At 58.3% G+C, this 17,955-nt stretch carries 16 protein-coding genes; 6 read left to right on the forward strand and 10 right to left on the reverse strand.

Annotated elements, in window-relative coordinates; translation table 11 throughout:
* Positions 1 to 73 precede the first annotated feature (73 nt).
* Positions 74 to 1,570 (forward strand): helix-turn-helix transcriptional regulator, encoded by a 1,497-nt coding sequence (locus tag HMPREF3138_RS07910; RefSeq protein ID WP_038876541.1) that lies wholly within the window; start codon positions 74 to 76, stop codon positions 1,568 to 1,570.
* Between the two features lie 134 nt (positions 1,571 to 1,704).
* Positions 1,705 to 1,956 carry a CsbD family protein gene (locus HMPREF3138_RS07915; RefSeq protein WP_038876543.1) on the forward strand — a complete coding sequence of 84 codons (252 nt, stop codon included), beginning with the start codon at positions 1,705 to 1,707 and terminating at the stop codon, positions 1,954 to 1,956.
* A gap of 97 nt (positions 1,957 to 2,053) precedes the next feature.
* Here HMPREF3138_RS07915 and HMPREF3138_RS07920 read toward each other — a convergent pair whose 3' ends face one another.
* Positions 2,054 to 2,797 (reverse strand): ankyrin repeat domain-containing protein, encoded by a 744-nt coding sequence (locus HMPREF3138_RS07920; RefSeq protein WP_038876545.1) that lies wholly within the window; start codon positions 2,795 to 2,797, stop codon positions 2,054 to 2,056.
* Between the two features lie 7 nt (positions 2,798 to 2,804).
* Entirely contained in the window at positions 2,805 to 4,283 is a 1,479-nt protein-coding gene (locus HMPREF3138_RS07925; RefSeq protein WP_049193677.1) for a DUF8093 domain-containing protein, read from the reverse strand.
* 384 nt (positions 4,284 to 4,667) lie between these two features.
* Between HMPREF3138_RS07925 and dsdC the strand changes: the two genes are divergently transcribed.
* On the forward strand, positions 4,668 to 5,597 hold the full coding sequence (gene dsdC, locus HMPREF3138_RS07930; RefSeq protein WP_033648097.1) for a DNA-binding transcriptional regulator DsdC: 930 nt from the start codon (positions 4,668 to 4,670) through the stop codon (positions 5,595 to 5,597).
* A gap of 11 nt (positions 5,598 to 5,608) precedes the next feature.
* Here the strand turns inward: dsdC and HMPREF3138_RS25255 are convergent, their stop codons facing one another.
* From HMPREF3138_RS25255 to HMPREF3138_RS07940, 3 genes are read right to left on the reverse strand one after another with little or no spacing between them, the layout of a single operon-like run.
* Positions 5,609 to 5,911, reverse strand: a complete 303-nt coding sequence (locus HMPREF3138_RS25255) for a hypothetical protein (protein WP_060442068.1) — start codon at positions 5,909 to 5,911, stop codon at positions 5,609 to 5,611.
* Between the two features lie 3 nt (positions 5,912 to 5,914).
* Entirely contained in the window at positions 5,915 to 6,838 is a 924-nt protein-coding gene (locus tag HMPREF3138_RS07935; RefSeq protein WP_038876546.1) for a DMT family transporter, read from the reverse strand.
* 46 nt (positions 6,839 to 6,884) lie between these two features.
* A complete protein-coding gene (locus HMPREF3138_RS07940) occupies positions 6,885 to 7,175 on the reverse strand; it encodes a hypothetical protein (RefSeq protein ID WP_070558912.1) in 291 nt (96 codons plus the stop codon).
* Positions 7,176 to 7,572: 397 nt separating this feature from the next.
* Between HMPREF3138_RS07940 and HMPREF3138_RS07945 the strand changes: the two genes are divergently transcribed.
* The gene (locus tag HMPREF3138_RS07945; RefSeq protein ID WP_038876548.1) at positions 7,573 to 8,724 is read left to right on the forward strand and encodes a porin; all 1,152 of its coding nucleotides are present in this window, start codon (positions 7,573 to 7,575) and stop codon (positions 8,722 to 8,724) included.
* Positions 8,725 to 8,780: 56 nt separating this feature from the next.
* Here HMPREF3138_RS07945 and mltB read toward each other — a convergent pair whose 3' ends face one another.
* Complete coding sequence (gene mltB, locus HMPREF3138_RS07950) at positions 8,781 to 9,869, reverse strand: lytic murein transglycosylase B (RefSeq protein ID WP_038876549.1); 1,089 nt, start codon at positions 9,867 to 9,869, stop codon at positions 8,781 to 8,783.
* Between the two features lie 279 nt (positions 9,870 to 10,148).
* Here mltB and HMPREF3138_RS07955 point away from each other — a divergent pair, with 279 nt between their 5' ends.
* Positions 10,149 to 10,604, forward strand: coding sequence for a DUF805 domain-containing protein (locus HMPREF3138_RS07955; protein ID WP_038876550.1), 456 nt, complete (start codon positions 10,149 to 10,151; stop codon positions 10,602 to 10,604).
* Here the strand turns inward: HMPREF3138_RS07955 and pgaD are convergent.
* From pgaD to pgaA, 4 genes are read right to left on the reverse strand one after another with little or no spacing between them, the layout of a single operon-like run.
* Positions 10,601 to 11,041, reverse strand: coding sequence for a poly-beta-1,6-N-acetyl-D-glucosamine biosynthesis protein PgaD (gene pgaD / locus HMPREF3138_RS07960; protein ID WP_038876551.1), 441 nt, complete (start codon positions 11,039 to 11,041; stop codon positions 10,601 to 10,603). The two genes, HMPREF3138_RS07955 and pgaD, sit on opposite strands and share 4 nt — an antisense overlap.
* Entirely contained in the window at positions 11,038 to 12,372 is a 1,335-nt protein-coding gene (gene pgaC, locus HMPREF3138_RS07965) for a poly-beta-1,6-N-acetyl-D-glucosamine synthase (RefSeq protein WP_038876552.1), read from the reverse strand. The genes pgaD and pgaC overlap by 4 nt, the downstream gene beginning before the upstream one ends.
* Positions 12,369 to 14,375, reverse strand: a complete 2,007-nt coding sequence (pgaB, locus tag HMPREF3138_RS07970; protein ID WP_038876553.1) for a poly-beta-1,6-N-acetyl-D-glucosamine N-deacetylase PgaB — start codon at positions 14,373 to 14,375, stop codon at positions 12,369 to 12,371. Before pgaB ends, pgaC begins: the two co-directional genes overlap by 4 nt.
* 10 nt (positions 14,376 to 14,385) lie before the next feature.
* Positions 14,386 to 16,842: a poly-beta-1,6 N-acetyl-D-glucosamine export porin PgaA gene (gene pgaA, locus HMPREF3138_RS07975; protein ID WP_083301469.1), complete on the reverse strand. Its 2,457-nt coding sequence runs from the start codon at positions 16,840 to 16,842 to the stop codon at positions 14,386 to 14,388.
* Positions 16,843 to 17,423: 581 nt separating this feature from the next.
* On the opposite strand from pgaA, the gene HMPREF3138_RS07980 reads away from it, so the two are divergent.
* Positions 17,424 to 17,861, forward strand: a complete 438-nt coding sequence (locus HMPREF3138_RS07980) for a type II toxin-antitoxin system HicB family antitoxin (RefSeq protein ID WP_038876554.1) — start codon at positions 17,424 to 17,426, stop codon at positions 17,859 to 17,861.
* Positions 17,862 to 17,955: the final 94 nt, after the last annotated feature.

Below are 17,955 nucleotides of genomic sequence, written 5' to 3' on the forward strand. Positions count from 1 at the left end.
AAGCTGCTCAGCGAGTAGCGTAACCCGCGGCCCCCGTCAGAGGCCGCTCCCCCTTCTGTCTAGCGGAGAGCACATGAACCCATCCGTCCTGGCCAGCGAAACCCACCGCGGCCACCTGCAGCAAATCATCTCCGGCTTGTCCGACGGCGTGATCCTGACGGATACCGATCAAACGCTGCTTTGGGCCAACGAAGCCGCGTTGGCCATGCATGGCGTGAGCCACCAGAAAGCCTTGGGGGCCAATGCCGCCGAGTACGCGGCGCGGTTTGCCCTGCGTTATCGCAACAATCACCCGCTGGCGCTGGAACAGTACCCGCTGAACCGGGTTGCCGATGGCGAGACCTTCACCGATGTGGTGGTGGAAGTTCGGCAGGTCGACGATCCGGACAGCTTCTGGGTGCACCGCCTGCGGAGCCTGATTATCACCGATGCGCAGGGGCAGCCGGAGCTGCTGGCGCTGATCCTGAGCGACGCGACGGAGTGGGCCAGCGCCGAACAGCGCTTTGAAAAAACCTTCAACGCCAATCCGGCGCCGGCGGTCATTTGTCGGCTAAGCGACCTGCGTTACGTCAAGGTCAATCAGGGGTTCCTCGATATGACCGGTTACCAGCGTGAACAGGTTATGGGGCGTTCGGTCTATGAACTCGACGTATTGGAACAGGCTGAGCACAAAGAGCTGGCGATTCAGCGCCTGGGGGAAGGCGCAACCATTCCGCAAATGGAGGCCGAGCTGAAACTGCCCGGTGGCGGAAGCAAGCTGGTGGTGGTTGCCGGCCAACCGCTGGACATCAATGAAGACGACTGCATGCTGTTCACGTTTACCGATCTCGAACCCCGGCGTCAGGCGGAATCGGCGCTGCGGGAAAGTGAAGAGCGGTTCGCCAAGGCATTTCGCCTGAGCCCGGTGCCGACGTTGTTGTGTACGGCGCACGAGCGGCGCGTGCTGGACGTCAACGAAGCCTTCACCCGCACCACCGAGTACGACGCCGAAGCCTTGATCGGCAAAACGGTCGATGAGATCCAATTTATTGACGATCCCGAGGCGAACCGCCGTTTGTTTGCCGCGCTGGAAAAAAGCGGTAACGTCGAAGGGCTGGACATCCGGGTGCGCAAGAAAGGGAGCGAGTCGATCGACTGCGTGGCCTCGGCAGATGCCGTCAGCATTCACAATGCGCCCTGCTACCTGCTGGTGCTCATGGACATTACCGAACGCAAACGCTCGGAGCTGGAGCTGGTGAGCGCCATCGAAGAAGTGATGCAGGACGCTTCCTGGTTCAGCCAAACCTTGATTGAAAAACTGGCCAACGTGAAAAGCATCAACCGGCCCGATCAGACCGGATTTAACGCCAGCGATCTCACGCCGCGCGAGCGCGATGTGCTGGAATTGATTTGCGAGGGGCTGCCGGACAAGAAAATCGCGGCGCGCCTCAATCTGGCGCTCAACACCATTCGCAATCATGTCGCGACGGTCTATTCCAAACTGGGCGTGCATAGCCGCAGCGAAGCCATCGTCTGGGCCAGGGAGCGCGGGCTGTTTACCGGCGGGCCGGCCACCAGGAACGGCAAGTAGCCTGCAAATGCACTATCCTTACCGATGCAAACGCCCCTTATAGGCACAAAGTGAAGTGCATAACATGGAGGTGCAAATGCAGGTTTTCGCCCTGTGCGGAAGCCAAACGGATCGAACCTTAGGAGCGCATCATAATGAACAGCGAAAAAGCCAATGGCATGATGGAAAAAGTGGCGGGCAAAGCGCAGGAAATGGCGGGCGACATCACCGGAAACGAACGTTTGCAGGCTGAAGGCGCCACGCGCTATGCAGCAGGCGCGCTGCAAGAAAAATACGGTGACGCCCTGAGCTGCGCCGGCAGCATGATGAAGAAAAACCCCCTCGCCGCATTAGCCCTCATTGCCGGCGCTGGCCTGTTGGCCGGCCTGCTGCTGCGCCGCCGTTGATGCGCGCCGACCAGCACACAGTCTTTCCCTGAATGCCGCGCTCGGAGGGTCACCACCGGGCGCGGTTCTTCGCGGCCAGGCAGGCCTTATCGATTTGTTATTGGACTCTCAGCTGTTTCTTTAATTCAAGGTATCGAGTATGCAATGAATCATTACCCTCCGTTTTCTTTATTTTATCATCGAGTAAATCAACAAAGTTTTCACCAAATCTATCTTCAATAAACGGATTTGCACCATGTTTAAGCAGAAGATTCATATGGTCAATTCGCCCCAAATAAGCACACTCCACTAATGGCGTTCTCTTTAACCTATCCTGAATGTTAATGTCCGCACCATATTTTATCAGTGTCGCCATTGTCTCCGTATTACTGGATTTGATTGTCTGAAATATTATTGGCAGACCATCAAGTTTGCCTCTTGCATTAGGAGACAATCCCCCATCAAGCAATGCCTTTAACCAAATACCGTTGTCTAATTTTGCCATCCATTCAGCAGGACTGGCACCGCCATTGGGGCGAGGTTGCAGTGGATCGGCTCCGGCCTTTACCAACTCGGTCGCAATCTGCAGCCGTTCCGACGTGGCATTATCATGAGTCGACGTCGCCAGGGCAAAAAACAATAATGTCATATCGTGTTCACCGGGGCTGTTCAGATCCGTCTCTTTCGCCAACCGTTTGATGTCGCCGATATTCCCATCGCGGATAGCCTTAGCCAACACAAGCTGTTGACCTGTAAAGTAACCTTCTGGCGGCAAGTCCATTTCTTTCTCCTTACATCCGGTTGTAAGCATCAATCCAATCGCGATGAACAGCGCTGCGAACACGTTAAAAACTTGTCTCATTAAGCTACTATATCCTGTGACCGATTGTGGCGATATCATCGTCTTTTTCCTGTTCGATGCAGTCTATCACTTGTTGGATGCCATGTCGGTCACCCATATTGCCCACACCGCCATCAAGCGTGTGTTTAACACCAACGGCATCCGGCAAATGCGACGATAATTTTTCCTTCGCGGCCAATAACGCAAGGTTGCCATTAACGTCGATAAAATCTTGCCTGAGATCGACTTCCTGTAACCTCGTCAAAACTTCGCCCTTCACCCGGTAGGCGTTGATAATATCTTCACGGCCCACCAAGGAACCGCCATATTTTTCCACGGTACCCGAATTCAACCCCGCAGCATTAAATGTCCACCCAGATTTACCGCTGGTCATTGATGCCGCCGATGCCAGCCCACCGCCTAGCGAATGCCCGGAGGTATCTACCCGGCCCTTTAATAAAGAGCCAATATCTACAGCTCTTTGATAGTATGCAGATTCAGCACCTCTGCCTTGGTTGAAGTTATTCGTCCAGTCTTCTAGGTTCTTTATCTCTGGCAGTTCACGGTCGATAAATATCTTCTTCGCCGCATTCAGTTTACCATTAGGAAGTTCAGGCATCCTTGACCCGCGAAAAACAACTGTCGGATTCATATCATCGCCAAACACGGCTTTATCCGGAGCATAAACCCTTGCCAAAAAACCCGGTGATATCTCATTGTCATAAAGCATTTCCCGGCGAATCCCTAAACCATCCAAAAAACCGCCGTCATTACTCACATCCCGCCATCCTTCCGGCACGCCAGGCGTAGCCGCCAACGGATTGGTCGTGTTATAGACATTCTGCGCCAGCTTGGCCTTTTCCACCGCGACGTTATTTTGCGCCAGGCGTTGCGCCGCAATCCGCGCATCCGGATAGATACTTCGCTCCCCCCGACCAATCAGATATTTTCTCGCCTGCCAACGCTCCTGTTTGCTCATTGGGCGAACGACCTCTTTGATGACGGTAAGGCTTGAGCCAACGGCGGCGGCCACCGCCTGCATCAGCGGCGGATTTTTAGCGGTGTTTTGTCTCGGGGGCAAGGAAGTTGGTTTAGGCCTCGCGGCGTATCGGCTGATCATCTCTTCATAACGTTGAATTATACGTTCGACTGGGTACTGCGGCGGCAATACACTGCCGGGATAGCGCTGCAGGCGCCCTTGCGCATTGATGAAAAACGGATATTTGACGGGGCTCCAGGCACCGATACTTGCATCGACGGCCAGCAAACTGCCGCGTTTTAGTTCATCAAACACGCCGCGCTTCATGCCGCTATCTTCCCGGTAACTCGATACGCCAATACCGGACTGCGTATTGCGCGTGATAGTGTGCCTGCTCGATATCGACGACATGGACGAACCGCCGAACAGGTAATGTCGCTCCAGCTCATAACGCGCATCGGCGGGATTGAGGATGCGGGCGAATTTCTCCGGCGCCAACGATTCCGACATAAAATAAATCAACTGCACAATGGCCTCCCTTCGGCTTGCTCCTGGCTTTCCCTTCGTCTGTCAGTGAACGTCACTGGACGAGCCAGTTTTTCATCATACCTACTGATCTACTTGACCGATACGTGCGTAAGAAATAACGGCCTTATTTTTCACCGTTTCTCCTTCTACGTCACATTTATCTTTAACAGGTTTATGTCAGACCTCGTCAATTTCTAATTTCAGTCTGCCAGCAGACAAGTCATTTATCGGTTCATGTTATCTCATCATCTTAATCCTTAAAATCTATGACGGTAATCAGTAAACAGGGCCCTGATATATAACCTGAACATATTAATCAACTTGGGTTTATCACTCATACCATTAAGTGTTAATATTGGCGCATTGCGCGCACGGAGAAATAGCATGTTCCCCAGTAAAAAACATTCACAGCGGGCCACCCCGCTGACCAGCTATCAATTTTCCCGGCTGCATACTTTCGAATGCGTCGCACGTCATTTATCTTTTGCGCTGGCGGCGCAAGAATTGTCGATCACCCCCAGCGCCGTAAGCCACCGCATTAATCTGCTCGAAAAGGAGTTGGGCTTCCTGCTATTCCAGCGCTTTCATCGCAGAATTACCCTGACGCCGGAGGGCGAGCGCATGCAATGGGCGCTGGACAGCTCCTTCAACACGCTGAACCAGGAAATTCTGGACATCAAGAATCGCGAGCTGACGGGGACGTTGACCCTCTATTCGCACCCGTCTCTGGTGCAATGCCTGCTGCTGCCGCGCATCGGCGACTTTATCGCCCAGCACCCCACCATTCACCTCAACATTCTGACCGGGCAGGAGATCATCAACCTGGCCAACCGCGGCGTGGACTTGGCGATGTACTTCGGCAAACTGCCCTCGGGGCGGCATCTGGACGAGGCCTTTATGCAGGAATCGATGGTGCCGATCTGCACGCCGCAGTATGCCGCCGCACATAGCCTGTACGATGCGCCGGAAAACCTGGCCCACTGCACGCTGCTGCACGATCGCTACAACTCCGGCGAAGACGAGTGGCAAACCTGGTCGCAACACTTTGCGCTGGGGCTGGATACCGACAGTAAAAGCATGGAGTTCGACCGCTCCGATCTCGCGGTGCTGGCCGCCACGCGGCACCTTGGCGTCGCCATGGGGCGGCTCAATCTGGTGCAGGACTGGATCAAAAGCGGCGAGCTGATCATTCCGTTCACCGACATGACCGTGCCCTGCGAGCATTGCTATTTTACCTCGACCATCTCCGAGCGGCAGTGGCCGAAAATCCTCGCGTTTAAGCAGTGGATCATGAAAATCGCCCCTCTGGTCTGATGGCCAGAGGGTTAGCGCTCTATTTTGGGGGAATAAGAAAAATGCAGCGCGCAGGCGTAGAGCCGACCGGCCTTTGAATAAGAGATATATTTGCGGTTTTTATCCCAGGTAAGCAGGGAATTATTGGCAAAATAATAAACCTCCAATCTCCTCCCATTAGCCAACCTCGACCAGCCTCGGCTTCTTATCACGGTAAAATCACCGTTATCGCTGAGCGTAATCAGCGGCACGCCCCAGGCATAGCGGGATATTTGCAGCTGAATAATGAATTGGCTTTCGCAGCTTATTTGGTAGTTCTGTACATCAACATCCATAATTTATATTTTTGGTGCCACCCTTCGGTCAAAATAAATAAGATAAGAACAACTCACCACGATTAATCCCAGCACGATCAGCACGGCCCCCAATACAAACTCAATTTGCAACGGCTCACCGAGAATGACGACCCCCGCCAAGATACCGAATACCGGCGTCATAAAGGTGAGAATGCCCAGCGAGGAGGCCTGATAGCGACGCAGCAGCGAAAACCAGATCAGATAGCTGAAAAACGACACCACCACGGTCTGGAACAGCAGGCTGTACCAGGCCACCGGGCTCAGGGTGAAATGCAGGTTTCCCGTCGCCAGCGCCGGCAACGACAACAGCACACAGGCGCCCGTCAACTGGCACAGCAGCGTCTGTTTGGCCGGGCACTCCGCCAGGCGCGTGGTGCGGATCACCAGGGTAGAAGCTCCCCAGGCGATCCCCGCCAGCAGGCCGTAGAGATCGCCTTTCAGCCGTTCGGCTCCGCCGCTTCCCTCAGCCATGCCCGATATGGCCAGCACCACGCCGCCAAAGGCGATGAGCATGCCCAGCCACTGCACCGGCGACAGGCGCTCTTGAGGAAGGAGAAAATGCAGGCCAAGGGCGGAAAACAGCGGCGCAGTGTACAAAAACACCGCCATATGTGAGGCGCTGGTGTAACGCAGCCCTGCGGAGACAAAAAAGAACTCCAGCGCGAACAATGCCCCCACGCTCAAACCGGCGCACAGCGTGGCGCGATCCCAGGTGAAGCGCTCGCCGCGGCCGCGCGCCAACAGGTAAACCGCCAGCGCGGCGAGACCCGAGCGAATGGCGATTTGCAGCACCGCCGACACATCCGGCTCGGCGGCCTTGATTGCCACCTGTTGCATTCCCCAGATGGCGCATAGCATCACCATCGCGGCGGCAGCCCTGCCGTCGATTCCGACTCTCGCATTCATAATAGGGTTCTCGCCACCGTGAGAATAATAACGGGCAACCGTCGTATTATTCTTTATAAACCACGATTTCCTGATAAAGCTTAATAACCTCACCATCGCTATCGACAGAGTCGGTATATTCCGTTTGCTGCGCCAAATGAATCACCTTCCATCCTTTGCGCGCTAATTCAGGGATCGTCAGGCGCCCCACGCCGCGGCAGGGGAACAGGGTGTCATCCGACAACCTAAGCTTACTAACCTCTGCGTAATCATAAGCTTGAGAATGACAAACGTGCGACTCCGCCGCCATCGCCGGCAGTGAAAACAGCCCCACTAACAACATTAACAGGTTTCTCATGGCGACCTCCCAATCGCTTATTCATGCCGGCCGATTACGCAGACAAAGGCTGACGTTAATACGCCGGTGAAAGGCTCAAATTAATTATCTCTTGCACGGATGAAATTACAGGCTGGCGCCGGTGACTGACAAATGAAAAATATAAACCTTGGCGTTAAATGAATTCATCCGAATCGAGAAACATGAACAGCGGCCCTTTGCACCGCACGGAATGGTCAAAAACCGGCCAATAATTAGCAAGAAAAGTAATTATTTATGCCCCTGTTTATGTTACAAATGCCGCCCGCCGCTAAAACACCAAAAAAAACCGTCAAAATGCGCATAAACGCAGCGTTATGCGCAAAACATCGGCATGGCGGCGCTGATGGGGCGGTCATACATAAAACAGGGATAACACATGGCAATGAAATTGCGCGTATTGACTCAAGCGGTGGCGCTGGGTCTGGCGATCGGCAGCGCGTCCTTCGCCGCTCAGGCGGAAATCACCCTGCTGAAGCAGGATCCGCAGGCCGGCGATCCGCTCAGCCGCCTGAACTTCACCGTTGGCGGCAGCATCCGTCCGCAGTTCAACAACATGACGGGCGACGGCGACAAGGGTTCCTACAAGCGTAACGGCTTCGACGGCGGCACCCGCTTCCGTTTCGCGGCGGACTACTACCTGTTCGACGATATCAGCTGGATCAGCTACTACGAGCTGGGCGTGAATATTCCGGCGCTGTTCGACTGGGATCATCACTATGCCGACGGCGCGAGAAACACCAGCCGCCGCATGCTGTACACCGGCCTGAAAAGCAACACCTGGGGCCAGATGACCTTCGGCCAGCAGAACAGCGTTTATTATGACGTGGTGGGCGCCAAGACCGATATCTGGGACTACGACATGTTGGCCCAGGCGCCGGGCAACGGCATCAACGGCGACTACGACGGCTCTTACCGTTCACGCAAAATGCTGAAGTACAAGAACCGCTTCGGCGATGCGGACGTTTATGCGTCGTACCTGTTCAGCGACAGCGACTACCTGCCGGGCAACGGCCTACGCTATAAGCGCAAAGGCGGCGGCTCACTGGGCGTGGATTACCACATCACGCAGGATCTGACCTGGGGCACCGCCTGGAACTACACCCGCGCCGAAATGCGCAACCCGTCCACCAGCGGCAGCAAGAGCTACGATCAGAACATCGTCGGCACCGCCCTCAGCTGGAAACCGGACAACTGGACCCTCACCTTCGGCGGCGGTTACTACCACGACTTCCTGACCACCAAGAAAGCCGACGTCAACAATTACTTCGCCGGCGATGCGTGGGGTATCGAATACCTGGCCGGTTATACCGTGCCGGTTGGCCAGTACGCGGTGAAATCGGTGATGCCGTACTTTATGGGCGATCGCCTGGAATACGTCACCGGTCGCAACTACCAGCGCATCGACAACGGCCTCGGGGTTACCGTACAGTTTGACTACGGCTTCCGCGTTGACGTTGAGCACGTGCTGACATCGAGCACCGACAACCTCGGCGATATGACCGTGGTGCGTCTGCGCTACGATTTCTGATGCTCAGAACGTAAAAAAGGCCGCGCAAGCGGCCTTTTTCGTTTATGGACGCAGCGTCAGAAACCGCCGCGCGCCGAGCGTCCTACCGCTTCGCCCAGCTGCCATACCGCCATGGCGTAATGGGTACTGTGGTTATAGCGGGTGATGGTGTAGAAGTTCGGCAGGCCGTACCAATACTGGTAGCCGGTGCCGACGTCCAGCCGCAGCAGGCTGGCTTCCTGGTTATCCCCGAGCGAACCCTGCGGGCTCAGGCCGGCTTCCGCCAGCGCGGTGACCGAGTAGCGGGTCTTGAAGCCATTTTCCAACCCCGGCGCCTGGCCGTTGGCCTGAATCGCGACCGGCTCGCCTTTGGACCAACCGTGCGCCTTGAAGTAATTGGCCACGCTGCCAATGGCATCGACCGGATCCCACAGGTTGATATGGCCATCGCCGTTGAAGTCGACCGCATAGCTCTTGAAGGAAGAAGGCATGAACTGCCCATAGCCCATCGCGCCGGCGAAGGAGCCGCGCAGTTCGAGCGGATCGTCGCCTTCGGTGCGCGACATCAGCAGGAAGGTTTCCAGCTCACCGGCAAAGTAATCGGCGCGGCGCGGGTAGTCGAAGGCCAGCGTCGCCAGCGCATCGATAATGCGGGTTTTACCCATTACGCGGCCCCAGCGGGTCTCCACGCCGATAATCCCCACGATGATCTCCGGCGGCACGCCGTACACCTGCCAGGCACGCTGCAGCGCATCCTGATATTGATTCCAGAACACCACGCCGTTTTGCACGTTATCCGGCGTGATGAACTTGTTGCGGTAGCGCAGCCAGGAGCCATTCGGCCCGGTTGGCCCCTGCGTCGACGGCGTCGGCGCCTGCCTGTCCATCAGCCGCAGTACCGAATCCAGGCGCCGTGCCTGCGCCAGCACGTCGTGCAGCTGCTGCCGATCAAAGCCGTGTTCCTGCACCATCTTATCGATAAAGCGCGCGGTATTCGGGTTATTGGCGAAATCACCACCCAGCGGCGCGCCGCTGTGCGCCGGGCTCAGCAAAAAGCCGCCCTTTACCGGGGTGCCCTGCGGCGTAGCGGTGGGACTGGGTTTCGGCGTGCTGCTACAGGCAGCAAGCAAGGTAATCAGCGGTAAAAGCGCAACCAGGTGACGCATCGGATATCCATATAACCATGCAAGAGATAAGTGGGAGTTATGTTAATGCATTGTTCGGCGCGAACAAACTGGATTATGTCGCCAATTACCGCGTCAGGTAGCCAAACGTGCCAAATTGTGACGTTTTGCACGGTGAAAGGACGCCCGGTGCGGCCACGCGGAATCTCAACCGCGACTAAATGAGAAAAATTATCACCTTGACGCCCCCTTTTACCCCGATAAAATGCCCGGCTGCTTGCCATCCGGCTATCGCCGCAATGATCACGACAATGGACTGTAATGGAATCTCTCGGACAACTCGCCAAAGATCTTTACCGTGGGCGCATCTCGCGCAAACCCTTTGTTTTCTCGCTGGCGATCTTCGCCGTTGGCATCGTGTTGCTGTCGTTTCTGTCGACCTACCTGGATAAAAACCATTTTCGCGCCCATGCGCACGGTGATACCGAGGAATTCGTCTCGGTATTGCTGTACCTGCTGTGCATTATGGTTTGGGCGCTGTTCTGTTTCGGTCTGGTGACGTGGTTTATGGCCAAAACCGCGTTTCGGCTCAACGATATCGGCCTGCCGGGTTGGGCGCTGGCCGTGGCGTGCTATGTTTGCTCGGTGCTCAACAACTACTCCCCCGGCCCGGTGGCGCGCTGGCTGCCGCTGTTCAGCCTGGCCGTCATGATCTGCGCCCTGCTGTTGCCGCCGGGCGGGCTGCGCCGCAAGCCGGACGGCAACGCTGACGACTAACGCAGCTGCACCACCTTGTTCGCTGCCGGTTCGGCCGCCGTCAACCTGCCGCTGACCTGGCTGATGCCGCCGCCGCTGTTATGGGACACCACGGCGATCGGCAAACGCCGCAGCTGCCGGGTCAGCTCCGGCGTGATATAGCCGATGTGGGTGTTCTGTTGCTGTTTCCGCCAGCGGCCGGCCGCCCTGCGGCGGGAGAAATACTGGTTGTATTTGGCCCAGGCGATCAACGTGACGGCATTGAACAACGCCACAATGATATACAGCGAGATCACCTCCAGCAGCGACAGGGCAGAACCCACCCCGTGCTGATCCATCACCGATATCAGGCCGCGGCTGAACAGATAAAGGAAGCCGCACCAGGCGAAAAGCGTCAGCAGGCTGTCTACCACGCGCGGCAGCAGGCCGCGTTCGGAATAAATCAGGACGTCCGTCATTCTTTGATCCTCCCAATGCCCCGATCGGGGCTGATCCAGCGCGCACGCCCGCGCCGAGCTTTCAACATCACTTTGGAAAACGCCACCAGCGTGGTCAGCAGGCTGAGCAGCCAATACACCAACGGATACCAGATGATCCAGAACAGCGAGCGGCCGAAGCCCTTCTCATAGCGCTTCTCCAGCAGCAGGCTGACGGTGAACTGCAGCAGGCACACCACACCCAGCACCAGGCCGGTAAACGCCGGCGTCAGCAACGAGTGAATGCGGATGCCCTCCGGCAGCGGCACCGCCAGCCCGACCAGGAAAATCAGCACGCTGACCAGGTAAGTAAACGCCCACAACGTAGAGAGGCAATACTCGGCGAACAGCAGCCACATATGCCGGTGCTCCCAGGCCCACAGGTTGCGCAGATTCTTTAAAAACACCTCGGCGCCGCCCTGCGCCCAGCGCAGGCGCTGCTTCCACAGCCCGCGCAGGGTCTCCGGCATCAGGATCCAGCACAGCGCCCGCGGTTCGAAGAAGATAGCCCAGTGCTTGAGCTGCAGCTTCCAGCTGATGTCGATGTCTTCGGTGATCATGTCCTGGCTCCAGTAGCCGACATCGGTAAGCGCTTGCTTACGAAACGCGGCCACCACGCCGGAGATGGTGAACAGGCGGCCATAGACGCGCTGCGTGCGCTTGATAAGGCCGATGATCGACGAAAACTCACCGACCTGGATGCGGCCGATCAGCGTGGAGCGCGTGCGGATGCGCGGATTGCCGGTCACCGCGCCGACGTGCGGATTGGCCAACAGCGGCGCCACCAAATAGGCCGCCGCATCGCGATCCAGCAGCGCATCGCCGTCGATGCACACCAGAAACTCGCTGCGCGCCGCCGCCGCGCCCGCCTGCAGCGCGATCGCTTTGCCCTGATTTTGCGCCAGATGGATCACCCGCAGGCGGGGGAACTCCAGCGTCAACTGATCCAGCACCTCGGCGGTGTCATCGCTGGAGCCGTCGTTGATGGCGATCACTTCGATATTTTCATAGCGCTGCGCCATCGCCGCCGAAATGGTTTCACGCGCGTTCAACCCTTCGTTGAAACAGGGGATCAGCACGCTGATCGACGGGTTGCCCGGCAGCACCGGCGCGGGCATGTCCGGGCTCCAGCGCCAATGGCGCTCGCGGTGCAGCCAGAAATAGATACCACCGGCGATCCAGATACCGGACATGAACAGCGGCCAGAAAAACACGAAGTTGAGCAGCACTTCGCCGGTAAACAGCAGGACGATGCCGAAAGGCACGCTCAACACCAGGCACAGGATAAATAAGGCAATTAAACGATCGGTCATGGCAGTGGGAACCAGGCTGAGGACAACACCGGGCGAACGGCATCCAGCTTAGGCCGATCGTCGAGGAAGTTGTCGGGGTAATAACCAAAGCTCTGAGCGCCATTGCGCTGCAGGCGACGCATCCATTCGGCCAGCAGTTGACCGTCATCCAGGCTGATCCGGCGCTCCTTACGCCAGTCGACGGCCTGCAACTCAAACACCGTTTTATCGAGCGCGCCGGGGTAAGCGGCCACTTTGCCCACCAGTTGATCCAGCCAGCGGCCGCTGGCGGCGCGCGACACGTTTTCCATCAGCGGCATCGCCATCGGCGCCACCCAGTCGTAGGCCTGCAGGAAATCCGCCAAGTTCTGGCCGAACCAGGCTTCGCTGGCGGGATCGAGCACCGGCATCGCATAGATGTTGCGCGCGGTTTGCACCTGCGGGCCGCGGATCGCCCGCACCCGCTCGGTCAGCGACTGGGTAAACGCGATCAGCGCCCGGCTCTTGAAGCGCGTCCAGCGCGCCATCTGCTGCGGATCCTGGCGTATCGCCGCCACCGAATCGGCGAAGCCGGCCTGGCGGTAGGCCGCAACGGCGTCGGGGCCGGCATCTTCGAAGTCCGACAGCAGGGCATCGTCGTGGAACAGGATCCCTTTAAAGGTGGCGTGCGCCGCCAGATCCTCGTAGATCTCACCGATGCGCTGGCGCGCCACCGGGTTGAACGGCGACAGGCGGCGGTACTGCTTGTCGTCTACCGACAGCTGCCCGCTTTGCGGATCGAGGCGCTGCACGCGCGGCACGTCAGATCCCAGCTCGAACGCCAGCACCGGCATCCAGGCATACACGGCCACGCCGGTGCGCGAAGAGAGCTGCCAGGAGACCCGGTTGAACAGGTCAGCCTTCATCGGCAGCCAGCGGTTGGGGAAATAGAGCTCGCGCACGTTGCCGTCGCCTTTTGGATCGGCGAACGCCTGCAGGAAAACGGTATTGATGCGCAGGTCGTAGATGCGCTGGATCAGCTTGTCGAGATTTTTGGCCTGCTGCTGCGGATCGGGATCGTAGAGGTAGTCGAGATCGACGTGCGCCACCCGCATGATCTGCCGGTTCTGTATCTGCGTCAGCTGCTGGGCGAAGCTCGTCAGCGACGGGTTGCCGGCCACCAGCATGCGCGGCACGTTTGCAGGCGCGTTGACGTCTCCCAGCCCGTTCTCCAGCGTCAGCGCCATGCGGTAACCGTGCTTGCGCGCGATGTCCAGCGCCACGCCGCCGGCCGCGCCGTACGGCCAGACCCACACGCGCGGCGCCTTACCGGTGGCGGCGGTGATGCGCTGAGTGATCAACGCCACGTCCTTCTCGATGCGTTGGCGATATTCCGCCTCGCTTTCGTAGCGGCCCCGTTTGGCGTCATACAGCCGATTGGCGACCGCCGGTTCGGTATTGCCCTGCGGGTTGGCGATGCCGCCGTAATGCGACGCGTAGGTGTGCGCGCCGATCTCCACCAGCCCGGAGTCCGACACTTCCCGCACCTGCTGCCAGGTGAGGAAGCGATCGCGCGGCGTCATCAGGCCGCCGAAATCGACCGGCTTGCCGGCCGGCGCATCCAGCCAGACGCCAACCGGCGCCAGCACCGCCGGCCAGTTGTAGGCCTTCAGCAGCGGAAAGACCCGGCTGTAGAAGCTGCGGTAGCCGTCGTCGAAGGTCAGCAGCACCGCCTTGTTCGGCAACGCCGGGCCGCCGTTTTGCGCCTGCAGGATCTGCTCGACCGACACCGGCTGGTAGCCGTTTTGCTTCAGCCAGGCGAACTGTTCGTTGAGCGCGCTGGTGCGCACCGACATGTAGCGCTGGTCCGCCGCGCCGTCTTCCACGTCATGATACGCCAGCACCGCGTAACGGTTGGCCGGCCAAGGACGTTCCATCGGCCCCACGGGGCGCTCCGCCGGCGGCGTGAAGCGCGGCACGTCCGCCTGGCTGCAGGCGGTGGTCAGCAACACGGCCAACACGAAAAACGAGGATCGAATAAGCATGATTATTCCTTTAAAAACGATAATTCAGATCAAACGTCCCGCCGATGTTCCGCTCGCGTTTGCCGTCGTACGGATGCTTCTCAAACTGCAGCATCGCGCCGGCGTCCAACACCCCGCTCCAGCTGATGCGCTGGCCGTAACCCAGCTGGGTGATCGGCTTGCGCGCATAGTCCCGCTGCCAATAGCTGCCGGCACCGGCCTGGAACTGCTGACTCCACTCGGTCTGATAATGGCGATACAGGGTGTGATCGAGCGTTAACGACGGCAGCAGCGTGAAGTCGCGCTTCGGGTTGTAATACGGCACGTTCTCCTGGCTGTTGCGGCTGCCGGACAGCGTCAGGTTCATGTCCAGCCGATAGCGGGCGCCGGCGAGCAGCCGTTGCCGCCCTTCCAGGCCGTATTCCAGCCGATTGTTGCCATCCGAGAAGTGCGAAGGCGCCACGCTGGCGCGCAGCTCGCGGCTTTCGTTCTGCTGCCAACGCAGCCACAGGTTGCCGCCGTTGGCGCTGATGCCGTTGGTCAACGCACGCAGCGGCGTCTCGGCCGACAGGCGCGCCACCGAACCGCCGAGGCGCCATTGATCATTCAGGTCATACCAGGATGAGAGGCGCAGGCCGAGCTCATTGCCATGGCCGTAGTTGCGATTGGCCACCTCGGCCTCCAGCCACAGATCGCGCGAGCGCCACTCGGCGCCGGCGCTGAGATCGCGGTTGATGCCTTTGCCCTCGTCGAACTGGCCGGTGTTGAATCCCCAGCCGGTGAACAGCCGCCAGTTGTCGTCGATCGGCGGCGAATAGAGCGCAGCGTGAATGCCAAAATCGTGGCTGCCGCTGACCGGCCCGTCGGAATCGATGCCCTGATTGCCGCTGATGCGCAATTCAGACATGTGGTGAATGCGGCGCGAACGCTCGAGCTGCTGAGCGGCGACGCTTTCCGGCGCGCGCTGGATGACATCGTCGGCCAGCAAATCCAGCTGGCGCCACTCCTGCAACTCCTGCGCGACATAGCCCTGCTGGATCTCCAACGGCAGGCTGCGCGGCTCCAGCCCTTCCACCTGCTTCAGCTCATCCTCGGCGCGACGCGGCCAGCCGCGCGCCAAATAAACGCTGGCCAAGGAGATGCGCAGACCCTGATTGCCCGGCGCCGTTCGCGCCAGATGGGTCAGCTGCCGTTCGGCCTCGGCCAGATCGCGTTGATAAACCCGCGACTGCGCCAGCAGCGATTGGCCGACCAGCCAGTCATCGTTGTAGGCCAGCGTCGGCAGCTGGTAAAGGCGGGTCGCGTAGGGATAGCGCTGGCTGACGCGCTGTGCCAGCAACGCCGCCTGATCGATGCGTTCGTTCTCCGCCTGCGCGTAAAACAGATCGGTTTCGTCTTCGGCGGTCACCGCCTGCGGTGCGGCGGCGTTCAGGCGGCCGAAAATGGCCTGCGCCTTGTCCGGCTGCTGCAGATAGAGGTAGGCGGACGCCGCCCAGCGCTGGGCATAATCCGGCACCGTACGCCCTTCCGCCTGCAGGGTTTGATACTCGCTCACCACGTCGGCCATTCGATAACGCGCCAGCAGCGCACCCAGGCGATCGATACGCGCCTGTTGGTAGCTGTCCTGCGCCTCCGGCAGCGGCCGCCACTGCGTCAGCAGTTGGTCATAGCGCGCCAGCGCGCGGTCGGCGATGACGAAACGTTCCTGTTCGCCGCGAGCATCGATAAACGACAGCCGCACCAGTTCGGCGGCTTCATCCGCCTGCAGGCGCCGCTGCTGAGCGGGCGGCAATGCCAGCCCCTGGCTTTCACGCAGCGCCGGATCCGCGACCCGATTCGCCGCCAGCAGCGTCACGTAATAAGCCTGAATTCCGGTGTCGGACGGCGCCAGCGCACGAGCATGAGTGGCGTTTTCCAGCGCCGCCCAGCTGCGGCCGGCGGCCTGGTCCACATAGGCGCGCGTCAGATACCACGTCGCCGGCTCCAGCAGCTTCTCCGCTTTTGCCGCTTCCGTTTGCGCCTGCACATCCTGCCCAGCATCCGCCAGCGTCATCACATAGCCACGCTGCAGACCGCCGTCGGCGGGAGCGAGCTGCAACGCCGCACGCCACAGGCGCAGCGATGGTTGCCACTGCTTCAGGTTGCGATAGGCGCGGGCCACCGTCGCCAGACTGGCGCTATCCCGTTGCAGCGCAGCGCCGTCGGCACGCCAAAGCGCGACCACCTCTTCATCGTGGCCGGCCCAGCCGGCCACCTGGATATAATCGGCTCGCTGCTGCAGGCTCAACCCCTCCTGAGCGCGCCGCTGTGATAAATACGCCAGCACCGGCGCGGTATCACCCGACCTGGCCTGACGGATCAGCGCGTCATAGCGTTCATCCGCCAGCGCGGCGGCCGGCAGGGATAAACCGATAAACAGCAATGACGCCGCATATTTGGTGGCGTGGCGTTCGGTAAAGCGTAATGAACGCGAGTTAACTTTAGGCACGAGGTATTCCTTTAATCCGTGAGCTGCTGTCCTGGCAAAGTGGAAATGCGAGCAGGCACCCGAAAAATCGGCTAAGGTCGTCGGGTAATAAGCATGGAGTAATGAATATTTCTGTCTGGCGCACGCTTAAATAGAATCGAATGCGCCTTTGCCTAAAAAGAGTATTTTATAAATCTGCCAATGAATACCGCAGCCAGGTGATATCTGAATGAAAATGGAATTTCACAATTGTTAAAAAGTGAAATAATAAAAATTAAAACCATAAAAATCATAAACATGAGATTTTGTCATGATCAATATTCTTATCTTCACCCTTTCGTGTGAAATTGTATAAAAACCGACGTGATATTTGATTTCAATTCTCATTATCAATCATTAATAGGGATGTTAATCCAAGCACCTAATTAAATAATCTTTCTTCCCGCAAAAAATAATGAGAATATTGCTAACAATACAATTAAATTTGCCTGCTAATAATTATTGCTTTCAATTTAAATTCCCCCACGGCTACGTTCATGCTGGCTATCTCCCGGGCATGCCGTCACAATAGCGCCTCATTCAGGCTTCAATCAGGGATTGCCATGTACAGCCACTACCCCGCCCATTACACCTTCGATAGCGACAGCGACGCCTGGCAGATCGGTTTCCACGACTTCCCCGAGTGGCAATCGGCCTGCTATAAACGCGAAGACGTCGAGCTGGAAGCGCAGGAAAGCCTGCTGGCCGCCATTACCGCCGCGATGGACGAAGGGCTGCCCCTGCCTGCTCCTTCCCCGCTGCAAACCGATGACTTGAGGATACACCTGCCGGCGCTGGTGGCGCTGAAGATCGAACTGCACAACGCCATGCTGCGCAAAAACACCGGCAAAGCGGAGCTGGCACGCAAGCTGGGATTCAACAGCGGGCAAATGGAGCGGTTGCTGGATCTCGGCTACGCCTCGAAGGTTGAGGCGTTGGAGCAGGCGCTGTATCTGCTGGGCTACGAAGTGCGCGTGACAATAAGCGAAGTTTGCCAATAAGTTAGCGGCAGGTAAGCGAAATATTATCCGATGGGGCTAAATTTTCCCCATTGTGCGCCGATATGATCGTTACCTAATCACTTGTCGCAACAAC

The sequence above is a fragment of the Serratia sp. HMSC15F11 genome (assembly GCF_001808215.1).
GTDB lineage: Bacteria > Pseudomonadota > Gammaproteobacteria > Enterobacterales > Enterobacteriaceae > Serratia > Serratia nevei.